16 protein-coding genes and 1 pseudogene are annotated in these 17,681 nt (G+C 73.3%); 10 read left to right on the forward strand and 7 right to left on the reverse strand.

Annotated features, from left to right (window positions below; all coding sequences use genetic code 11):
• Positions 1–36 precede the first annotated feature (36 nt).
• Positions 37–777, forward strand: a complete 741-nt coding sequence (locus tag AB0O00_RS01320) for a BTAD domain-containing putative transcriptional regulator (RefSeq protein ID WP_363647825.1) — start codon at positions 37–39, stop codon at positions 775–777.
• Between the two features lie 95 nt (positions 778–872).
• Entirely contained in the window at positions 873–1,508 is a 636-nt protein-coding gene (locus AB0O00_RS01325) for a Uma2 family endonuclease (protein WP_363647827.1), read from the forward strand.
• 72 nt (positions 1,509–1,580) lie between these two features.
• Here AB0O00_RS01325 and AB0O00_RS01330 read toward each other — a convergent pair whose 3' ends face one another.
• Positions 1,581–2,912, reverse strand: a complete 1,332-nt coding sequence (locus AB0O00_RS01330; RefSeq protein ID WP_363647829.1) for an MFS transporter — start codon at positions 2,910–2,912, stop codon at positions 1,581–1,583.
• Between the two features lie 289 nt (positions 2,913–3,201).
• Between AB0O00_RS01330 and AB0O00_RS01335 the strand changes: the two genes are divergently transcribed.
• Positions 3,202–4,890: a hypothetical protein gene (locus AB0O00_RS01335; protein WP_363647831.1), complete on the forward strand. Its 1,689-nt coding sequence runs from the start codon at positions 3,202–3,204 to the stop codon at positions 4,888–4,890.
• A 16-nt stretch (positions 4,891–4,906) separates the two neighbouring features.
• Here AB0O00_RS01335 and AB0O00_RS01340 read toward each other — a convergent pair whose 3' ends face one another.
• Positions 4,907–5,350 (reverse strand): VOC family protein, encoded by a 444-nt coding sequence (locus tag AB0O00_RS01340; RefSeq protein ID WP_363647833.1) that lies wholly within the window; start codon positions 5,348–5,350, stop codon positions 4,907–4,909.
• A 145-nt stretch (positions 5,351–5,495) separates the two neighbouring features.
• On the opposite strand from AB0O00_RS01340, the gene AB0O00_RS01345 reads away from it, so the two are divergent.
• Positions 5,496–6,683 carry a hypothetical protein gene (locus AB0O00_RS01345; RefSeq protein ID WP_363647835.1) on the forward strand — a complete coding sequence of 396 codons (1,188 nt, stop codon included), beginning with the start codon at positions 5,496–5,498 and terminating at the stop codon, positions 6,681–6,683.
• Positions 6,684–6,729: 46 nt separating this feature from the next.
• On the opposite strand, the gene AB0O00_RS01350 is transcribed toward AB0O00_RS01345, so the two are convergent.
• Complete coding sequence (locus AB0O00_RS01350) at positions 6,730–8,331, reverse strand: helix-turn-helix domain-containing protein (RefSeq protein WP_363647837.1); 1,602 nt, start codon at positions 8,329–8,331, stop codon at positions 6,730–6,732.
• A gap of 145 nt (positions 8,332–8,476) precedes the next feature.
• On the opposite strand from AB0O00_RS01350, the gene AB0O00_RS01355 reads away from it, so the two are divergent.
• The 4 genes from AB0O00_RS01355 to AB0O00_RS01370 all read left to right on the forward strand — a co-directional run bounded on the left by AB0O00_RS01355 (position 8,477) and on the right by AB0O00_RS01370 (position 13,277).
• Positions 8,477–9,073 carry a PadR family transcriptional regulator gene (locus AB0O00_RS01355; protein ID WP_363647839.1) on the forward strand — a complete coding sequence of 199 codons (597 nt, stop codon included), beginning with the start codon at positions 8,477–8,479 and terminating at the stop codon, positions 9,071–9,073.
• Complete coding sequence (locus AB0O00_RS01360) at positions 9,070–10,293, forward strand: FAD-dependent monooxygenase (RefSeq protein WP_363647841.1); 1,224 nt, start codon at positions 9,070–9,072, stop codon at positions 10,291–10,293. The genes AB0O00_RS01355 and AB0O00_RS01360 overlap by 4 nt, the downstream gene beginning before the upstream one ends.
• A 268-nt stretch (positions 10,294–10,561) precedes the next feature.
• Positions 10,562–12,190 (forward strand): L-glutamate gamma-semialdehyde dehydrogenase, encoded by a 1,629-nt coding sequence (gene pruA / locus AB0O00_RS01365; RefSeq protein ID WP_363647843.1) that lies wholly within the window; start codon positions 10,562–10,564, stop codon positions 12,188–12,190.
• A gap of 157 nt (positions 12,191–12,347) precedes the next feature.
• Positions 12,348–13,277: a proline dehydrogenase family protein gene (locus AB0O00_RS01370; protein ID WP_363647845.1), complete on the forward strand. Its 930-nt coding sequence runs from the start codon at positions 12,348–12,350 to the stop codon at positions 13,275–13,277.
• 78 nt (positions 13,278–13,355) lie between these two features.
• On the opposite strand, the gene AB0O00_RS01375 is transcribed toward AB0O00_RS01370, so the two are convergent.
• On the reverse strand, positions 13,356–13,916 hold the full coding sequence (locus AB0O00_RS01375; protein ID WP_363647847.1) for a Uma2 family endonuclease: 561 nt from the start codon (positions 13,914–13,916) through the stop codon (positions 13,356–13,358).
• Positions 13,917–14,063: 147 nt separating this feature from the next.
• Here AB0O00_RS01375 and AB0O00_RS01380 point away from each other — a divergent pair, with 147 nt between their 5' ends.
• The gene (locus tag AB0O00_RS01380) at positions 14,064–14,756 is read left to right on the forward strand and encodes an RraA family protein (RefSeq protein WP_363647849.1); all 693 of its coding nucleotides are present in this window, start codon (positions 14,064–14,066) and stop codon (positions 14,754–14,756) included.
• Between the two features lie 6 nt (positions 14,757–14,762).
• Here the strand turns inward: AB0O00_RS01380 and AB0O00_RS01385 are convergent, their stop codons facing one another.
• The 3 genes from AB0O00_RS01385 to AB0O00_RS01395 form a co-directional block, all read right to left on the reverse strand.
• Positions 14,763–15,251, reverse strand: a complete 489-nt coding sequence (locus AB0O00_RS01385; RefSeq protein WP_363647851.1) for a GNAT family N-acetyltransferase — start codon at positions 15,249–15,251, stop codon at positions 14,763–14,765.
• 57 nt (positions 15,252–15,308) lie between these two features.
• On the reverse strand, positions 15,309–16,559 hold the full coding sequence (locus AB0O00_RS01390) for a TerD family protein (RefSeq protein ID WP_363647853.1): 1,251 nt from the start codon (positions 16,557–16,559) through the stop codon (positions 15,309–15,311).
• Between the two features lie 119 nt (positions 16,560–16,678).
• The gene (locus AB0O00_RS01395) at positions 16,679–17,290 is read right to left on the reverse strand and encodes a hypothetical protein (protein ID WP_363647855.1); all 612 of its coding nucleotides are present in this window, start codon (positions 17,288–17,290) and stop codon (positions 16,679–16,681) included.
• 25 nt (positions 17,291–17,315) lie between these two features.
• On the opposite strand from AB0O00_RS01395, the pseudogene AB0O00_RS01400 reads away from it, so the two are divergent.
• A pseudogene (locus AB0O00_RS01400) lies at positions 17,316–17,681 on the forward strand (hypothetical protein); the annotation flags it as partial.

Here is a 17,681-nt window from a genome sequence, read left to right on the forward strand (position 1 = left end):
GAGGGGCTGATCTGTACACGAATAGACGGTGGTTCGATGGCCTGCGGCGATCGGCACGCACCGGTTTCCGGCGCGGGCGTACGGCTCGCCCTGCTCGGCGGCTTCGCCCTCTCGGCCGGCGGCGCGCCGGTGGCCGTCTCCGTGGGGGCGGAGCGATTACTCGCGTTCGTGGCGCTGTGCTGCAACGGGAACGTGCCGCGCGGGCTGGTCGCCGGGACGCTGTGGCCGGACGCCACTGAGCGCTGCGCGCTGGCGAGCCTGCGCTCGGCGCTGTCCCGGCTGCCGGCGGCGGGGCGGGCGGCGCTGGAGATCGGCCCGGCCGAGCTGCGGCTGGCCGACGGCGCCGGTGTCGACCTGCGCGACGCCCGGTCGCTGGCCCGCCGGATCCTGGCCCCCGGCACGGCGCCGGGCCGCGACGGCCTGGGGCTGTCGGCCGTCGAGGACCTCTCGGCGGACCTGCTGCCGGGCTGGTACGAGGACTGGGCACTCCTGGAGGCGGACAACTGGCGGCGCCTGCGGGTGCACGCCCTGGAGGCCCTGGCCTGCGGGTTCGTCGGGGCCCGGCGGTACCCGGAGGCGGTGGCCGCCGCCGGCGCCGCCGTCCGGGCCGACCCGCTGCGGGAGAGCAGCCAGACCTGCCTGATCCGCGCCCACCTCGCCGAGGGCAACCCCGGCGACGCCCTCCAGGACGTCGCCCGCTACGAACGCCGCCTCCGCACCGAACTCGGCCTCCCCGCCCCGGCCCACCTGTGGCGCCTCGTCGCCGAGTCGGGGTAGCTCTCACGTCAATCCGCTGCCAGGTAAACCGCTCCTTCGGAGGAAAGGTTCGCGCGGCAGTGGTCTGCGGGCCAGGGAGAAGCCAGGTTGGGGGCATGTCGTATGTCGTTGCGTCTGGGCAATGGGTCTTGTCCGAATCGCCGTACGCGCTGTGGGCCCGCGGCGAACTCGACGAGCACCTGCGATTGCCTGAGATCCTGCGGGTTGAGGTGATCAGTGGGGAGTTCGTGGTGACGCCTTATCCGAGTGTCGGCCATGCTGTGACCGTCTCGGACGTTCAAGAGGCGGTGTTCCGTGCCGAGTTCGCGAAGCCCTGTTCTCGATGGCGGATGGCGCAGGCGGTTGGCCTCGACCTTGCGGAGATCGGGGACGGCTACGTTCCGGACCTCGTAGCAATGACCTCAGAGGTGGAATCGGCGATCATGACGGAGGCGAAGGACCGATACATTCGCCCGGACGAGATCAGCCTGGTGGCTGAGGTTACTGCCCCTTTCAGCGCGCAAAATGACCGCCATGCTAAGTGGAATGGCTACGCGCGGACCGGGATTCCGTATTACCTGCTGGTCGACCGCGATCCGCGGCAGCCGGGTGTGACCTTGTTCGGTGAGCCGAACAAGGCCGAGGGGACGTACGAGGTGTTGGGGGAGTGGAAGTTCGGCGAAGTCGTCCGGTTGCCGAAGCCGTTTGATTTCGAGATCAGCACCGAGGGGTGGAATCCCTGGAACGCGTAGTTTCAGGATGAAAACGCCGCTGCCCGGGCTCCCTTTGGGGAGGCCCGGGCAGCGGCGTTCGTGTGGCGGGGCTCAGGCCCGCTTGGGCTTGCGGGCCACCGCCACGGCCAGGGCTGCGCAGAGCACCGCGGCCACGGTGGCGAAGCCGCTGACGGCGGGGAGGAGGCCGTAGGCCTGGACGAGGGCGCCGACGAGGACGATCGGGAGGGAGCTGCCGAGGTAGACGATGATCCACAGGGAGGACAGCTCGGAGCCCCGGCGTTCGGGGTCCATCGCGGCGACGGCCGTGGTGAACAGCGAGCGGAACGCCACGCCTTGGCAGGCGCCGCCGAGGACGCTGCCGATGAAGAGCAGCGCGGGGGTGCCGCTGTAGCCGGCGGCGACGACCAGGCCGAGGCCGGAGGCCAGACCGGCCATGCCGAGGGCGATGACCAGGCGGTCGGAGGTCGGCGGGACGAGCAGCTGGGCGGCCGCGGAGGAACCGAGCAGCAGGGCCGCGACGACGGCGCCGACCAGGTGCGAGGGGGTGTGCAGCAGCTTGGCCGCGAAGGACGGCGCCAGGCTGAGGTAGACGCCGAACACCGCGTACGAGATGAATCCGGCGGTCGCGGCCAGCAGGAACTCGCGGCGGCCGGCGAGCGGCAGGGCGGGCTTGCGCGGGCGCAGGTGGGCCGGGGTGGTGATGCGCGGCGGCGAGGCCGGCGGGCGGTTGCGGCCGGGCATCCGGGGGTGCACGACGGCCAGCGGTATGCAGAGCGCGCCGAGGGCGACGGCGTGCAGCAGGAACGGCGTCAGCAGCGGGTCCGAGCCGCCGGCCAGCAGGGCGCCGACCACCGGGCCGAGCGCGACACCACCCGCCGAACAGGCCAGGGTGAGCTTGGCGGCCAGGGTCGGGTGGTCCGGCAGGAGGTCGCCGAGGGCGGCCCCGGCGGCGCCGGTGGACAGGCCGACGGCGATGCCCTGGACGGCCCGGCCGATGGCCAGCTGCCAGAAGCTCCCCGCGGTGGCGAAGACCACGTCGCCCACGGCGGCTAGCGCGACGGCCGGCAGGATCAGCGCGCGGCGGCCGAGCAGGTCGGACCAGTGGCCGACCACGGCGAGGACCGGGACCAGCGCGAAGATGTAGATCGTGAAGAGGATCGTGGTGTCGAGCGTGGTCAGGCCGAGGCGCTGCTGGATCATCGGGTAGATCGGCGTCGCCAGGTTGGCACCGATGAGCATGAACAGCAGGCCGGCCGCGACCAGGCCGACGCGGACTCCGCGCAGCGCGTTCCAGCGGCTGATCGCGGAGAGCTGGAGCTGGGCGCGCGGCGCGAGCTCCAGGGGAAGCAGGGCCTCCGACAGTCGGCGTCCGTCGAGCTGCGCGGTGCGCAGGCCGGGGCCGGCGGGGGAGAGGTCCGCCATCTCAGGGGTCTCCTGTGGCTTGGCCCCACCGGGGCGGCTGGGTGTGCCGGCGCGCCCGTCCTGAGGCGCTGTGGTGGTGGCCGCGGTGCGGGCTCCCTGATGGAGCGGATGGGTGTGGCAGGTCCCGTCCCGCCCGTGGACGGGCGAGGAGGGCGAGGGCTTCGTTGCCCGGTGGCCCGCGCGGGGTTGTGCGCGGCACCAATAGCGAAGGATAAGGGGTGGGCGCACGGTCGCGGCGCGCGCCCCTCGGGGCCGGGCATCGGAGGTGCCCGGCCTATACGCTGAGGTAGTGGATCGGTACGCGGAGCTGATGCGCGGACCGCTGGCTGAGGGAGAACGCGAGGCGATGGCCGGACGACGTCGGAAGAACGCAGGGGCCTCGGCGGGAGAGGGCGCGGCCGAGGCGGTTCTGCCCGCCGACCTGGAGCTCCAGGACCTCTACGGGGCGTTCGCCGCTCACGGACTGGACGACGAGGACCTGGACGACGCGGCCGTCCTGGTGCCGCCGGTGAAGCTGCCGGCCGACCGGGAGCTGGCGGAGCAGGCGAAGGCCGTCCCCATGTTCGGGTACGCGCTGGCGCTGGCCCGCTGGGCTGCCCCGCACCGCGAGGTGGACGAGTTCGGGGACCTGACCGGCCCGGACCGGGCCCCGGCGGCGCGGCTGCTGGGCCTGGCCCCGGCCGAGGGGGAGGTGCCGGAGGAGGCCGAGATCGAGGCCATGCGGGCCTGGTCGCTGGCCTGCGACCTGGACCTGGTGGAGATCGGGACGACCGCGGCCGGCGAGCACGTCGCCGTGCCAGGGCCGGACCTGGAGCCGGCGGAGGAGGGCGACCCGGACACCGTCCTGGAGCTGTGGCTGACGGCCGCCGGGATCGTCCGGGAGCTGGCCGTGGAGGCCGACTCGCTGCCGGAGGAGGACGGCGAGCACGCCGAGGAGGGCGCCGAGGGCGCCGAGGAGGACGAGGACGCGCTCTCCGAGGTCGAGGAGGCCCGCGACGCCGCGGCCGAGCTGCTCGACGAGGCGCTCCAGGTGCTCTACGAGACCACCGCCTTCGCCGAGCCGGGCAACGAGACCGTGCCGCTGGGCGTGCTGGCCGCGCTGCTGGTGGTGCCGGAGGGCGAGGAGCCGAGCGAGGAGCTGCTCGGCGACATCACCGACGTGATGGTCGCGCTGGACCCGATGCTGGGCGACCTCGCCGAGCTGGGCCTGCTGGACTACCGTCCGATCGACCCCGAGCTGTTCGACGAGGAGGAGGCCGCCGGGCCCGAGGGCGCCCCCGTCGTCGGCGAGGCGCCGCTGGACGAGGAGGAGTCGGCGCGGTTCGGCCTGGTCCGGCTGACCCCGCTCGGCCAGTACGGCATCCGGCAGTGGCTGCTGGAGGACGGCTACGACGCGCCGCTGGTCGGCGACCTCGCCCAGGGGGACGCGGCCGAGCTGCTGAGCGGGGTGTGCGAGTCGGCCAACGTCCTGCCGGAGGAGGAGCTGCGGGTCTGGCTCGACGGCAAGGAGCCGGTCGCGGCGGCGCGCGAGCTGCTGGCGGCGGCGCGCGGCGGCGACGCGTACGGGCCGATGCGCCGGATGCTCGTCGTCTCGGCCCTGAACATGCTGGGGGCGCCCGCCGAGCCGGCCGTCCGGGAGGTGCTGGACGACCCGGAGCTGGGCGGCGCCGCGCGGGCCTGGCTGACCGCGCTCGGCGCGGCGGACGTGCCGGTGCCGGACCGGGCGATGGCGCTGTGGACGGTGGTCGACACCTTCGCCGCCCAGCTGCTCGACAGCGGCGGCGAGGCCGAGCTGCTGCGCGACCTGATCGCCGAGCTGCCCGTCACCGGCGATCCGGCGAGCTACTTCGGCGAGCTGTGGCGGGTCGACCACGCGTACACGGCGGACGTCCTGGAGGCGATCGGCGAGCTGCACACCGACCGCGCGGTGGCCAAGGAGGCGCGCAAGGCGGCCTTCAAGGCGCGCTCGAAGAGCTGAGGCGGGTCTCTCCCCTTCACGGCAGGTCGAGCGAGCCGTCCTCGGTGAAGGGGAAGAACGGGTTGTGCGCCAGCTCCCAGAGGTGGCCGTCCGGGTCTTCGAAGTAGCCGGAGTAGCCGCCCCAGCCGGTCGTGGCCGGCGGCTTCACCACGGTGGCGCCGGCCGCGACGGCCGTCTCCAGGGCGGCGTCCACCAGCGCGGGGGACTCCAGGTTCACCGCGAGGGTGACGCCGCGGAAGGACGGCTCGCCGCCGCCGGGCACGCCCGCGTCGGCGGCCAGCTCGTCGCCGGGGAACAGGCCGAGCACCGAGTCGGCGGTGCGGAACCAGACGATCTCCGGGCTGGAGGCGGAGGAGCGCCGCCAGCCGAGGGCCTCGTAGAAGCGGGCGCTGGCGTCGAGGTCCGAGACGCCGAGGGTGACGATGCTGATCCGGGCGGGGAACGTGCTCTGTGCTGTCATGCGGCCAGGGTAGGGAGCGCGGCTGACAACCGCCCGTCCGGACACGGCCGGCGCCCGGAGGTCCCTGCGGGAAGCGGGAGCTGATGACCCGGCAGGTCCCGGGCACGTAAGGTGGCGGGGGCGGTGCGGGCGCGAGGACTCGGGGGTGCGGCACAGGATGGTGCGGGAGAGCGGCGGCAGGCCCCAGGAGTGGCGCGGGACACCGGAGGCCGGCCGGCACGCCACGGACGCGCGCGAGCGGGCGGACCGGCTCGCCCAGGTGGAGGAGTTCACCCGCCGGACCCTGGCCGCCGCCGACTTCCCGGTGTACGGCGTCGCGGCCGGGCTCGACCGGGCCGGGGACGCGCTCGCCGCGTTCGAGACCAACGGCGGGAAGCTGGACTGGGTCGAGGTGCAGTCGGGCGACTGGAGCTCGACGGCCGGGCCGTACGTCACCGTCCGCACCTACCGGCCGGGCGCCGAGCTGTGCGTCGTGCTGCCCGAGCTGGAGGACGTCGTCGAGGACGAGCGGGACCGGGTCTACGACCACCTCGGGATCGACGAGGGCGACGGGCCCGGGCGGGTCAGGGCGCTGCGCGAGTGGATCACGGTGGACGGCGAGCCGTGCGCGGTCGAGGTGCACGAGGACCGCCCGGTGCTCTGGCCGGGGACGCCGGAGGACGGCGAGCCCGGGCCGGTGTGGGCCGGGCGGCTGCGGGTCGACGGGCTGACCGTCACGGTGTGCGGGCGCGGGGTGGCGCCCGGCGGGCTGGAGCTCGGCCGGATCGGGGACGTCGAGCGGTACCTGCACGGCCGCAGCGAGCTGCTGCACGAGCTGTCGTCCCGGCACGCCGAGCGGGTGCCGGTCGAGGAGCGCGAACTGCCGCCGGTGCACGGGCTGGAGGCGCACCGGGCGCTGATCGGGCAGACCATCGCGGAGTCGGCGGCGATCGAGGCGCAGGTCCGGGCCGGGCGGCCGCCGCGGCTGCCGCGCGGGCTGCGCGGGGAGGCGTGCGCGGTGCGCTGGGAGTCGGCCGTGCGCCAGCAGATGCGGCTCGCCTCGGAGACCCGCGAGGAGGCGCTGGCCGCCGTCACGTCGATGGTCAACCACCTGGAGCGGCTGGCCCGGCAGACGCACTGGGTGATCGGGACGCCGGAGGGCGCGGCGGCCGTCGAGGAGGTCGTCCGGTACACGGTGTTCGCGAGTGAGGTGGCGAGCCTGTCGGCGCAGCGGGCGTGGGAGCAGCTGTGGCGGGACCGCTCCGGCGGCGGGCCCGACGGCTGGGAGGCGCAGGGGCTGGCCGAGCAACTGTGGCTGTCGGCCTGGGAGCAGTGGCGGACGCGGGCCGGGTGAAGGGTCCGTCCGAGGTTCGGTCCTCCGAGGTTCAGTCCCCCGAGGTTCAGTCGTCCGCGGGCAGCCGCAGTTGCAGCATCGCCAGCAACCGTTGCTGCGGCTGGGCGAGGTCGATGCCGGTCAACTGCTCGGCGCGGCGCACCCGGTAGCGCAGGGTGTTGGGGTGGATGTGCAGCGCGTCCGCGGCGACCCGGACCTCGCCGAGCGCGTCCAGCCAGGCCAGCACCGACTCGGCGAGCCGGGTGCCGTGCCGCCGGTCGTAGGCGGTGAGCGCGGTCAGCCGCGGGTCGCGCAGGCCGCCGCGCTCCTGGAGCAGCGCGAGCATCTCGCTCACCAGCACCTCGGCCTGGACGTCGATCAGCGCGGCCACGTCGAGGTCCACCCCGCCGCGGCCCATCGCGTCCAGGATCCGGTCCGCCTGGGCGCGGGAGTCCGGCACCTGCGCGAGGCCGTCCACGGTCGAGCCGATCGCCGCCCGCAGCGGCACCCCGAGGTGCTCCCTGGCCGCCTCGACCACCTCGGAGGCCCAGTCCCGGACGGTCGTCATCGGCAGGCCGGGCGGGAGTTCGGGCAGCAGCACGTACACCCGGGACTCGATCGGGGCGAGCAGCGCGCCGCGGTGCCGGGCGGCGGTGTGCACCGAGATCAGGCCGGTGATGTCGGCGCGGTGCAGCGCCTCGGTGGTGCGGGCTCCGTACGCGAGCACGGTGGCCGGGCGGCGCAGGTCCAGGCCCAGGTGGGTGGCGAGCGACTGCGGTCCCGTGGAGCCCTCCAGCAGGCCGGTGAGCAGGGTCTGCGTGAGCCGGACGTCGGCGGACAGCTCCCGGCGGCGGCGCACCAGTTGGGCCGCGGCGACGCGGGCGGCGCCGACCAGCGCCTGCTCGGCGAGCGGGGCCAGCGGTTGCGCGCCCTCCTGCACCCAGATGGTGCCGAGCGGCTGCGCCCCGGCCCGGATGCCGATTGCGAGGCGGCGGCGCAGGCCGAGTTCGGGGTGCGGCTCGACCGCGATCGGGGCGTCCGAGGTGCGCAGGTGCTGGAAGATGCCCCACTCGCGGAGCTTGGAGAGGTACGGCTCGGGGCCCTGCCAGCCGAGGATGGAGAGCCTGCGCAGGTCGTCGACCTCGTCGGAGTCGGAGGAGCGGGAGTAGGCGAGCACCCGGCTGGACGTGTCCTCGATCGAGACGATGCCGTTGGTGAGCACGGCGACGGTCTGGGCGAGGGAGAAGAGGTCGCCCGCGTTGTGCTCGGGGGCGCCGGCGGTGTCGGGGGCGTCCGGGCCGGCGATGATCGCGCGGGCCAGCGAGTCCAGGTGCTCCCAGCGGGTCTCGCGGCGCACCGAGAGCAGGGCGACGCCGGCGTCGGTGGCGGCTTCGCGCAGGGCGTCCGCCTGGCCGGGGGCGTCGAGCTTGACGGCGACGGCCGCCGCACCGGCCCGGCCGGCGGCGCGCAGCGCGGGGAGGGCGGCGCGGCCGCGGGCGCCGATCGCGAGGACGAGCTCGCCCGGGGCGGCGGCCGGCGGGTCCTCGGGGTCGAGGATCGCGACGTCGCGGACGGGGACGTCCAGGCCCAGCGGGGCGGCCTGGAGCTCGACCAGGGGTTCGCCGAGGGACATCAGGAGCTGCCGGAGCGGGAGGCCGGGGGTCGCCACTTCAGGCCTCCTTCATCCGCTCGGACAAGGCCGTGTGGTTGATTTTAGCCGGGCGGACAGAATTCCGGGCCCGCCTTCGTAAATAGTTGACTCTGACTATTCAGGGCTGGATAGTCAGTACTGACCAAGAGATGAGGAACGTCTCGTGGCGAAGCGACGCAAGGTGTCGAACCCGCTGGCCCTCGCCGTCCTGGCGGAGCTCCTGGCCGAACCGCTGCACCCCTACGAGATGGGGCGCCGGCTCAAGGAGCACGCCAAGGATCGCAACATCAAGTACAACCGCAGCTCGCTGTACATGGTCGTGGAGCAGCTGCGGAAGGCCGGGTTCGTCGCCGAGCAGGAAACCGTCCGCGACACCCAGCGACCGGAGCGCACCGTCTACGCCCTCACGCCCGAGGGCAGGGCGGAGCTCTACGACTGGATGCGCGAACTCGTGGCCGAACCGCAGCACGAGTACCCCGCCTTCGGGGTCTCGCTGTCGCTGCTCATGGTGCTCCCGCCGGCCGAGGCCGTGGAGCTCCTGGAGCAGCGGCGGACCGCCCTGACCGCCGAGGTGGCGGAGATCCGGGCGACGCTGCGCAAGGCCACCGAGGAGGGCGTCGGCTGGGTCTTCCTGATCGAGGAGGAGTACCGGGTCGGCGGCTTGGAGGCCGAGATCGCGTTCGTCGGGCGTCTCATCACCCAGCTCCAGGAGCCGGACTTCGTCCGGACCTGGCAGGAGTACTTCGGGAGTCTGCAATGAGTGCACCGCGTACGTCGAAGAAGGCCCTCGTCATCGGCGGCGGGATCGCCGGCCCGGTCATGGCGCTGGCCCTGCGCAAGGCCGGCCTCGAGCCGCTCGTGTTCGAGGCCTACGAGAGCTCCGCCGAGGGCATCGGCGGGACGTTCATGATCGCCCCCAACGGGCTCGGCGCCCTCGCGGCCGTCGGCCTGGAGGCGGAGGTCGGCCGGCTCGGCCAGCCGGTCGGCCCGATGGTCATCGAGGACGGCAAGGGCGGCGTGCTCGCCGAGTTCGCCGGCCTGCCCGACCTGCCGCGCGGACGGCTCATGCGCCGCGCCGAACTGTACGAGGTGCTGCAGCGGCGGCTGGCCGAGGCCGGCCTCGAAGTCCGGTACGGCAAACGGCTGGTCGGCGTCGAGGAGGGCGCCGACGGCATCACCGCCCGCTTCGCCGACGGCACCACCGCCACCGGCGACCTGCTGATCGGCGCCGACGGCACCCGCTCCACCGTCCGCACCCTGATCGACCCGAACGCGCCCGGCGCCCGGTACACCGGCCTGCTCGGCATCGGCGGCTACAGCCCGTACCGCCTGCCCGGCCGCGCCGGCCGCGGCGAGAGCGTCCACTTCGCCAACGGCGCCCGCGCCTTCTTCGGCTACTGGGGGCTGCCCGACGGCGCCGGGACGGCCTGGTTCAGCAACGTCCCGCAGCCCGAGCAGCTGACCTACGAACAGGTCCGCGCGGTGAGCAACCGGGAGTGGCTGCGCCGGCTGCGCGACCTGCACTCCGGTGACGTGCCCGCCCGGGACGTCCTGCGGGTGGCCGACGCGGACAGCATGGAGGTCTTCCCGCGGCTGGAGATCATGCCGTCCGTCCCGCACTGGCACCGCGGCCGGATGGTGCTGGTCGGCGACTCGGTGCACGCGCCGTCCAACAGCTCCGGCCAGGGCGCCTCACTCGCCGTCGAGAGCGCCGTCGAACTCGCCCGCTGCCTGCGGGACCTGCCCGACCACACCGCTGCGTTCGCCGCGTACGAGGCGATGCGCCGGCCGCGCGTCGAGAAGATCGCCGCCGACGCGGCCCGCACCAACAGCCAGAAGTCCTCCGGGCCGGTCTCGCGGGTGATGTTCCGGCTGCTCGCGCCGATCGCCATGCGGACGTTCATGAGCCCGGAGAAGATGCTCCGCCCGGTGCACGGCTACCGGATCGACTGGGAGCGGCGGGTCGCCGTCGGAGTGTGATCGGGGTGTGCGGAGCCCGGTGTCCGCAGGAGGCGTGAACGGGGTCACGGCCGGGGCGTGAGGGGGCCGTCGGGGCCACGCGGGCGGCGCCGGGCGCCGCCCGTGACCGGGCCGTGACGTTGTTCGTCGGGCCGGACAACGCCGTACGGGGGACTTTAGCCGCCCGGCCAATCAAGTGCCCCGGGGTGCAGGAATAGCGTTCGTGCTGCGGTTGGCGTGTGACCCACGTCGGCATCCCCCTGCAACAACGAAGGAGAGCGTGCGCCTCATGGACGCTGTGACCCAGGTCCCCGCGCCGGTGAACGAGCCGGTCCACAGCTACGCCCCCGGCAGCCCGGAACGGGCCCGTCTGGAGGCCAAGCTGAAGGAGCTGGGCGGCCAGGAGCCGGTCCAGCTGACCATGACGATCAACGGTGAGCGCCGCATGGGCGGCGGCGCCGAGATCCACGTCGTCCAGCCGCACAACCACGCGGCTCGGCTCGGCACCCTGCGCAACGCCACCCAGGCCGACGCGCAGGACGCCATCGATGCTGCCCTGGCCGCCGCCCCGGCCTGGCAGGCGCTCTCCTTCGACTCCCGCGCCGCGATCTTCCTCAAGGCCGCCGACCTGCTGGCCGGCCCCTGGCGCGAGACCCTGGCCGCCGCCACCATGCTCGGCCAGTCCAAGACCGCGCAGCAGGCCGAGATCGACACCCCCTGCGAGCTGGTCGACTTCCTGCGCTTCAACGTGCACTTCGCCCGCCAGATCATGGCCGAGCAGCCGATCTCCTCGGACGGCGTGTGGAACCGCAGCGACCACCGCCCGCTCGAAGGCTTCGTCTACGCCATCACCCCGTTCAACTTCACCGCGATCGCCGGCAACCTGCCGACCGCGCCCGCGCTGATGGGCAACGTGGTGCTCTGGAAGCCGTCCCCGACCCAGCAGTACTCCGCGCACCTGCTCATGCAGCTGCTGGAGGCGGCCGGCCTGCCCAAGGGCGTCATCAACATGGTGACCGGCGACGGCCTCGACGTCTCCGCCGTCGCGCTGAAGCACCCGGCGCTCGCCGGCATCCACTTCACCGGCTCCACCGCCACCTTCCAGCACCTGTGGCGTTCCGTCGGCGAGAACATCGCCGGCTACCGCACCTACCCGCGGATCGTCGGCGAGACCGGCGGCAAGGACTTCCTGGTCGCCCACCCGTCCGCCGACCCGGCCGTGCTGAAGACCGCGATGACCCGCGGCGCCTTCGAGTTCCAGGGCCAGAAGTGCTCGGCGCTCTCCCGCGCCTACGTCCCCGCCTCGCTGTGGGCCGGCCTGAAGGACGAGTTCGCCGCCGAGGTCGACGGCCTCACCATGGGCGACATCGCCGACCTGGACAACTTCATGTCCGCCGTCATCGACGAGCGCGCCTTCGCCAAGAACAAGGCCGCCATCGACCGCGCCCAGGCCGACCCGCAGGTCGAGGTCCTGGCCGGCGGCACCTACGACGACTCGGTCGGCTACTTCGTCCGCCCGACCGTGCTCGTGTGCCAGGACCCGGCCTCGGAGTACTTCCGCGACGAGTACTTCGGCCCGATCCTCGCCGTGCACGTCTACGAGGACGAGAAGTACGACGAGATGCTGGCGCAGATGGAGTCCGTCTCGGCCTACGGCCTGACCGGCTCGATCATCTCCCAGGACCGCGCGGCCGTCGAGCACGCGATGGAGAAGCTGCGCTTCGCGGCCGGCAACTTCTACATCAACGACAAGCCGACCGGCGCCGTCGTCGGCCAGCAGCCCTTCGGCGGCGGCCGGGCCTCCGGCACCAACGACAAGGCCGGCGCCAAGCAGAACCTCGCGCGGTGGACCTCGACCCGCTCGGTCAAGGAGACCTTCGTCCCGCCGACGGACTACCGCTACCCGCACATGGGCTGACCAGCCCCCTCGGCCCTTCGGCTCCCGTAGCCATCGGTCACCCGCGACGCCCGGTCCCGCCACCGGGCGTCGCCCCGCCGGGGCGGCGGCCTCACCCCCGTGCTCGCCGCCCCGGCCCTTTCTGCCACCCTTAGAAGCACCAGCTCCAGGAGTCACGATGCTCCGTTCCGCCCTCCTCGCGGCCTCCCGGTCGCCGCAGGTCCGCACCGTCGTCGAGAAGTTCCCGCCGACCCACGCGATAGTCGAGCGCTTCGTCGCGGGCGAGGCCCTCGACGACGCCGTCACCGCCTGCGACGACCTCGTCGCCACCGGCCGCAAGGTCACCCTGGACCACCTCGGCGAGGACACCCAGGACGCCGCCCAGGCCGCCGGCACCGCCGAGGCCTACGAGCACCTGCTCAAGGCGCTCAAGGAGACCGGCCTCGCGGCCGGCGCCGAGGTGTCCGTCAAGCTGTCGGCCGTCGGACAGTTCCTGCCGGTGGACGGCGAGAAGATCGCGCTGGAGAACGCCCGCCGCATCTGCGAGGCCGCCGCCGACGCGGGCACCACGGTGACCCTCGACATGGAGGACCACACCACCACCGACTCCACCCTCGCCATCGCGCGCGAGCTGCGGGCCGACTACCCGTGGCTGGGCGTCGTGCTCCAGGCCTACCTGCGCCGCACCGAGGCCGACTGCCGCGAGTTCTCCGGCGCCGGCTCGCGCGTGCGCCTGTGCAAGGGCGCCTACAAGGAGCCCGAGTCGGTCGCCTTCCAGGGCAAGCGCGAGGTCGACCTCGCGTACGTCCGCGCCCTCAAGGTCCTGATGGCGGGCGAGGGGTATCCGATGATCGCCACGCACGACCCGAACATGATCAAGATCGCCGGGCAGCTGGCCCAGTGGAACGGCCGCACGCGCGACTCGTTCGAGTACCAGATGCTCTACGGCATCCGCCCGGAGGAGCAGCTGCGCCTCGCCGGCGAGGGCAACACCATGCGCGTGTACCTCCCGTACGGCCAGGAGTGGTACGGCTACTTCATGCGCCGCCTCGCCGAGCGCCCGGCCAACCTGACCTTCTTCCTGCGCGCCATGGCCACCCGCAGCTGACGCGGCGGCCTCCGGTGCCGAACGGCTCGCACCCCCTTTGTGGGAGGGGGTGCGAGCCGTTTCGCGTTTTCCGAGGACTTACAGGAAGTCCTTGGTGTCCAACTCGAATTCGAAGGGGGCAGGGAGGGCGAGTGGTTCGCCGAACGCAGCCAGGTGAACCTCGGTGTACTCGTCCCGGTGGGGTTTGCCGAACAGGCTGACCTGCGACTTCTCTCGGTCGATGAGCAGGTAGAACGGGATGGCGGCCCGGGCGTAGCAGTGTCGCTTGGCGATCCGGTCCTGGTCGGGCTTGCTCGACGTGACTTCGGCGACCATGGCGACGCCGTCCGGTTCCATCCAGGGCGGGGCGCCGCGGAAGAGGCGGAGAGACCATGGCGCGAACGTCGCGTCGGGAATGACGTGGTTCGGAGGGTGATGTCGACCGGAGACGAGGCGAAGTCCCTTGTTTTCCGACATCTGCATCTCGGTGGCCGACTCGCGCCGTACCTGATCGGCCAGCTCGCTGATGAGGTGGGCGTGGTGGCCGTCCTCTGGGAGCTTGATGAGAATCTCGCCTTCGAGGAGTTCTGCTCGGAGGCCTTCGGGCGTGTCAAGAGCGTGGAACAGTTCGAGAAGGACGGCGCTTTCAAACGTGTCCATGGAGGCCTCCGCGTCGGTGTGTGTGCAAGCTATCCGAGCCGAGGTCCTGTCGGGCAGGGATGAGTGGTCGTCACTCGATGGTGTGGGTTTGGAGCCGGGCCTAGGATCTGGGGTGGTGAACTGGGGCTTTGGTGGGAGGAGTTGGGGATGCTGAAGGAGTTCGAAGGGCTGTCGACGCCGTTGGTGGCGGATGCCTGTGTGCGGCTCGGGGTGGGGGTGCGGGCGGCGCCGGTGGGGGTTGCGGGGGTTGTGGCCGGGGCGCGGGTGGCCGGGCGGGTTTTGCCGGTGCGGCACTACGGGAGCGTGGATGTGTTCCTGGAGGCGTACGGCGCCGCCCGGGACGGGGACGTTCTCGTGATCGACAACGGCGGGCGGATGGACGAGGCCTGCATCGGGGACCTCGCCGTCCTGGAGGCGGTGGCGGCCGGGGTCGCCGGGATCGTTGTGTGGGGGCTGCACCGGGACACGCCCGAGCTCGTGGAGATCGGGCTGCCGGTGTTCAGCTACGGTGCCCTGCCGCTCGGGCCCTTGCGGCTGGACGAGCGGGAGCCGGAGGCGCTGGTCTCGGCGCGGTTCGGGCCGCACCTCGTGACCGCCGGGGACGTCGTCTTCGGCGACGCGGACGGGGTGCTGTTCGTCCACGGGGAGCGCGTCGAGGAGGTGCTGGAGACGGCCGGGGGCATCGCCAGGACCGAGCGCACGCAGGCGGAGCGGATCCGCTCGGGCGACACGCTCCGCCGACAGACCTCCTTCGACGACTACCTGGAGCGGCGCGCCGCCGACCCGGCGTACAGCTTCCGGCAGCACCTGCGCCGGGTGGGCGGGGCCATCGAGGAGTAGCCGCTCTCAGAGCGGGCGGTGCATCACGTGCAGGCCGACGTATCCCTCGGTGGGGTGGCGGAAGGCCTCGGGGACGGTGCCGATGACGGTGAAGCCCAGCGATTCGTAGAGCTTCACGGCGTGGTGGTTGTTCGCCACCACCGCGTTGAACTGCATGGCGCGGTAGCCCTGTTGGCGGGCCCAGTCGAGGGTGTACTCGACCAGGGCCCGCCCGATGCCCCGCCCGTGGTGGGCCGGGTCGACCATGTAGCTGGCGCTGGCCACGTGCGAGCCGTTGCCCGGGCGGTTGCGGCACATGTTCGCCGTGCCGACGACCGTGCCCGCGTCGTCCACCGCGACCACCGTGCGGTTCGGCGCGGACAGCAGCCACCACTCGCGTCCGAGCTCGGGGCTCATGTCGAGCGGGTACGGGAACGTCTCGCCCGCGGCGACGATCGCGTGGAAGAACGGCCAGATGGCGGGCCAGTCCTCGGGGGTGGCTTCTCTGATCTGCATGCGGACAGGATGGCCCTGACCAGGTGGGCCGGCCACCGGATTTCCGGTGAGGGACGCTCAGAGGAGCGCGGCGGACGGTTCGATCATCGCGCGGGCGGTCTTGGCGTCCACGTACTCGCCGAGCGCTGTCATCTCCCACTCGCCGGTGCTCTGGCGGACCAGCTTGCACATCACCACGCCGGTGCGCGGCTCGGAGTTGGTCAGGTCGAAGCGGACCAGCTCCTGTCCGCCGGTCGCGTCCAGCAGGCGGCAGTAGGCGTTCTGCACCTCGGTGAAGCGCTGCCCGGAGAAGGAGTTGACGACGAAGACCAGGCCGGTGACCTCGGCGGGCAGGCCCTCCAGGTGGACGGTGATCGACTCGTCGTCGCCGGTGCCCTCGCCGGTGAGGTTGTCGCCGGAGTGGGCGATCGCGCCGTTGAAGACGGTGAGCTTCATGAACCAGGCCGTCTCCAGCTTGCGGCGCCTGGCGTCGAACGCGATGCAGGAGGCGTCGAGGTCGATGCTGCGGCCGCGGCCCGCGGGCTCCCAGCCGAGGGCCATCCGGACCGAGGAGAGGAACGGGCGGCCGTTCTTGACCAGGGATACCGAGCTGCCCTTGACCAGGTTGACCCGGCCCTTGTCGAGGGTGACCTTCGGGCGGGTGGCCGGGGGCGTGGCAGGTGCGATGGGGGTTGCGGGCGGGGTCGTGGGCATCGGGGGTGCGGTGGTACGGGCGATGCGCGGGTCGACGGGCGGCGCACTGGGTGCGGGCGGCGGGGTGGTGGGCATCGGGGGCGTGACGGGGACCGGCTGGGGCGCCGGGGTGTCGTCGACGGTGACGCCGAAGTCGGTGGCGATGCCCGCGAGGCCGTTGGCGTACCCCTGGCCGACCGCGCGCACCTTCCACGCGCCGTTGCGCAGGTACACCTCCACCACGATGAGCGCGGTCTCCCGGCCGAGCGGCGGCGGGGTGAAGGACACCAGCACCTCGCCGGTGTCGGCGTCGCGCACGGTCGCGGTCGGCTCCATCCCGGCGAACGTGCTCTCCTGGTCGGCCGGGCTGGCGGTCACGACGACCTTGGTGATCCCGGCCGGCACGGCCCTGGTGTCCACGGTGATCGCGTCCGGGGCCCCCTGGCCGGCCGGGCGGTGGCTGACGCCGGGGCCGTGCGGCGCGTTGAAGAACACGAAGTCGGCGTCCGAACGCACCTTCCCGGCGTCGGTCAGCAGCAGGCCGGAGACGTCCAGCGCCTTGGGTGCGGTGACCTCGACGGTCACCCGCGCGGCGGACAGCGGTGCGTTTCCGCCGGGGGTCAGGACGGTGGACACGGACTCCTCCTCGGGTGCGGGTCGGCGGCCGTACGGGGTCCGGTCGGGCCGCCGTGCCGGGTGCTGCCCACAGTAACGAACGGGGCTACGGGGTCGAGCCCGGACTGCCTGGTCGGGCGTCAGGTGTGGACGGGTGGGGCCTGAGGCGCTTTCGAAGGGGCCTTTGAAGGGGCCTTCGGTGCTTTCGGAGGGGCCTTCGGCGGGGTGGGCCGGCCTGCTTCGGTGAACGTGCCGAGCGCGGCGACGGCCCGGGGATCGGTGATGCCGAAAGCGGCGGCGTTCCAGCTCTCCGTGGCGGCGGCCTTGCCCGGGACCGGCACGGCCGGGCGGGTGCCGCGCACTCCGAACGTGTAGTGGCCGGGGCGCACGTCGGTGCCGGCCGGGGTGGTGAACCGGTAGACCAGCGTGCCCCGTTCCTGCTGCGTGGTGACGACGGCACCGGGCAGGTCCGTCCACGCGGTGCCGCTGCCCGGGGCCAACTCGCCGGGGGCGAGCCGGAATTCGGTCTGGAGGGCGGTGACGGGCTCGGTGACGCTGAGGCCGAGGACGTGCCGCGTGCCGTCGCGGCCGAGCGGGGTGACCTGGGCGACTCCGCTCAGCGGTTGCTCGGCCTCGGGGGCCGTGGGGACCGTGGTGGCCTCAGGGGCGTCGGGGGTGTCGGGAGTGGGGTAAGTGGCGGGGGTGCCAGGGGTGTTCGGCGTGGTGTCGGATCCCGGTACGACGGGGGCCACCGGGGGGACGGTGGGGAGCTTCGGCGTGAACGACTGGGCGCCGGACGGCTGGGTCGCGCTCGGGGAGGGCGACGGCTGTCCGGACGGCTGCGTCGGCGACTGGGTCGGTGACTGCGTAGGCGACTGGGCGGACGAGGCGGTGGGCGCCGACGGTTGCGGCGTCGCCTGCCCGGACGGCTCCGCGGGCCGGTGCGCCGCCGTGGCTCCGCGGCCCGGGGCGGACGGGTCGTCGGTGGACGCGAGCCCGGAGTGCCCGCCCTCGGACGCGGTGCCCGTCGGGGGCTCGGACGTGTTCGGGCGCGACGCCGTCGGCTCGGGCGTGGACGCCGCCGGGTGCGGCCGCGCGGGCCGCGAGGCGGACGGCCGTCCGCTGGGCGGGGCCACCGCCGGG

The organism is Kitasatospora sp. NPDC093558 (assembly GCF_040683475.1).
In the GTDB taxonomy this organism is placed as follows: domain Bacteria; phylum Actinomycetota; class Actinomycetes; order Streptomycetales; family Streptomycetaceae; genus Kitasatospora.

Coding starts and splice junctions, on each gene's coding strand:
- AB0O00_RS01320 (WP_363647825.1), top strand. CDS start 37: ATGGCCTGCGGCGATCGGCACGCACCGGTTTCCGGCGCGGGCGTACGG.
- AB0O00_RS01325 (WP_363647827.1), top strand. CDS start 873: ATGTCGTATGTCGTTGCGTCTGGGCAATGGGTCTTGTCCGAATCGCCG.
- AB0O00_RS01330 (WP_363647829.1), bottom strand. CDS start 2,912: ATGGCGGACCTCTCCCCCGCCGGCCCCGGCCTGCGCACCGCGCAGCTC.
- AB0O00_RS01340 (WP_363647833.1), bottom strand. CDS start 5,350: ATGACAGCACAGAGCACGTTCCCCGCCCGGATCAGCATCGTCACCCTC.
- AB0O00_RS01360 (WP_363647841.1), top strand. CDS start 9,070: ATGAGTGCACCGCGTACGTCGAAGAAGGCCCTCGTCATCGGCGGCGGG.
- pruA (WP_363647843.1), top strand. CDS start 10,562: ATGGACGCTGTGACCCAGGTCCCCGCGCCGGTGAACGAGCCGGTCCAC.
- AB0O00_RS01370 (WP_363647845.1), top strand. CDS start 12,348: ATGCTCCGTTCCGCCCTCCTCGCGGCCTCCCGGTCGCCGCAGGTCCGC.
- AB0O00_RS01375 (WP_363647847.1), bottom strand. CDS start 13,916: ATGGACACGTTTGAAAGCGCCGTCCTTCTCGAACTGTTCCACGCTCTT.
- AB0O00_RS01380 (WP_363647849.1), top strand. CDS start 14,064: ATGCTGAAGGAGTTCGAAGGGCTGTCGACGCCGTTGGTGGCGGATGCC.
- AB0O00_RS01385 (WP_363647851.1), bottom strand. CDS start 15,251: ATGCAGATCAGAGAAGCCACCCCCGAGGACTGGCCCGCCATCTGGCCG.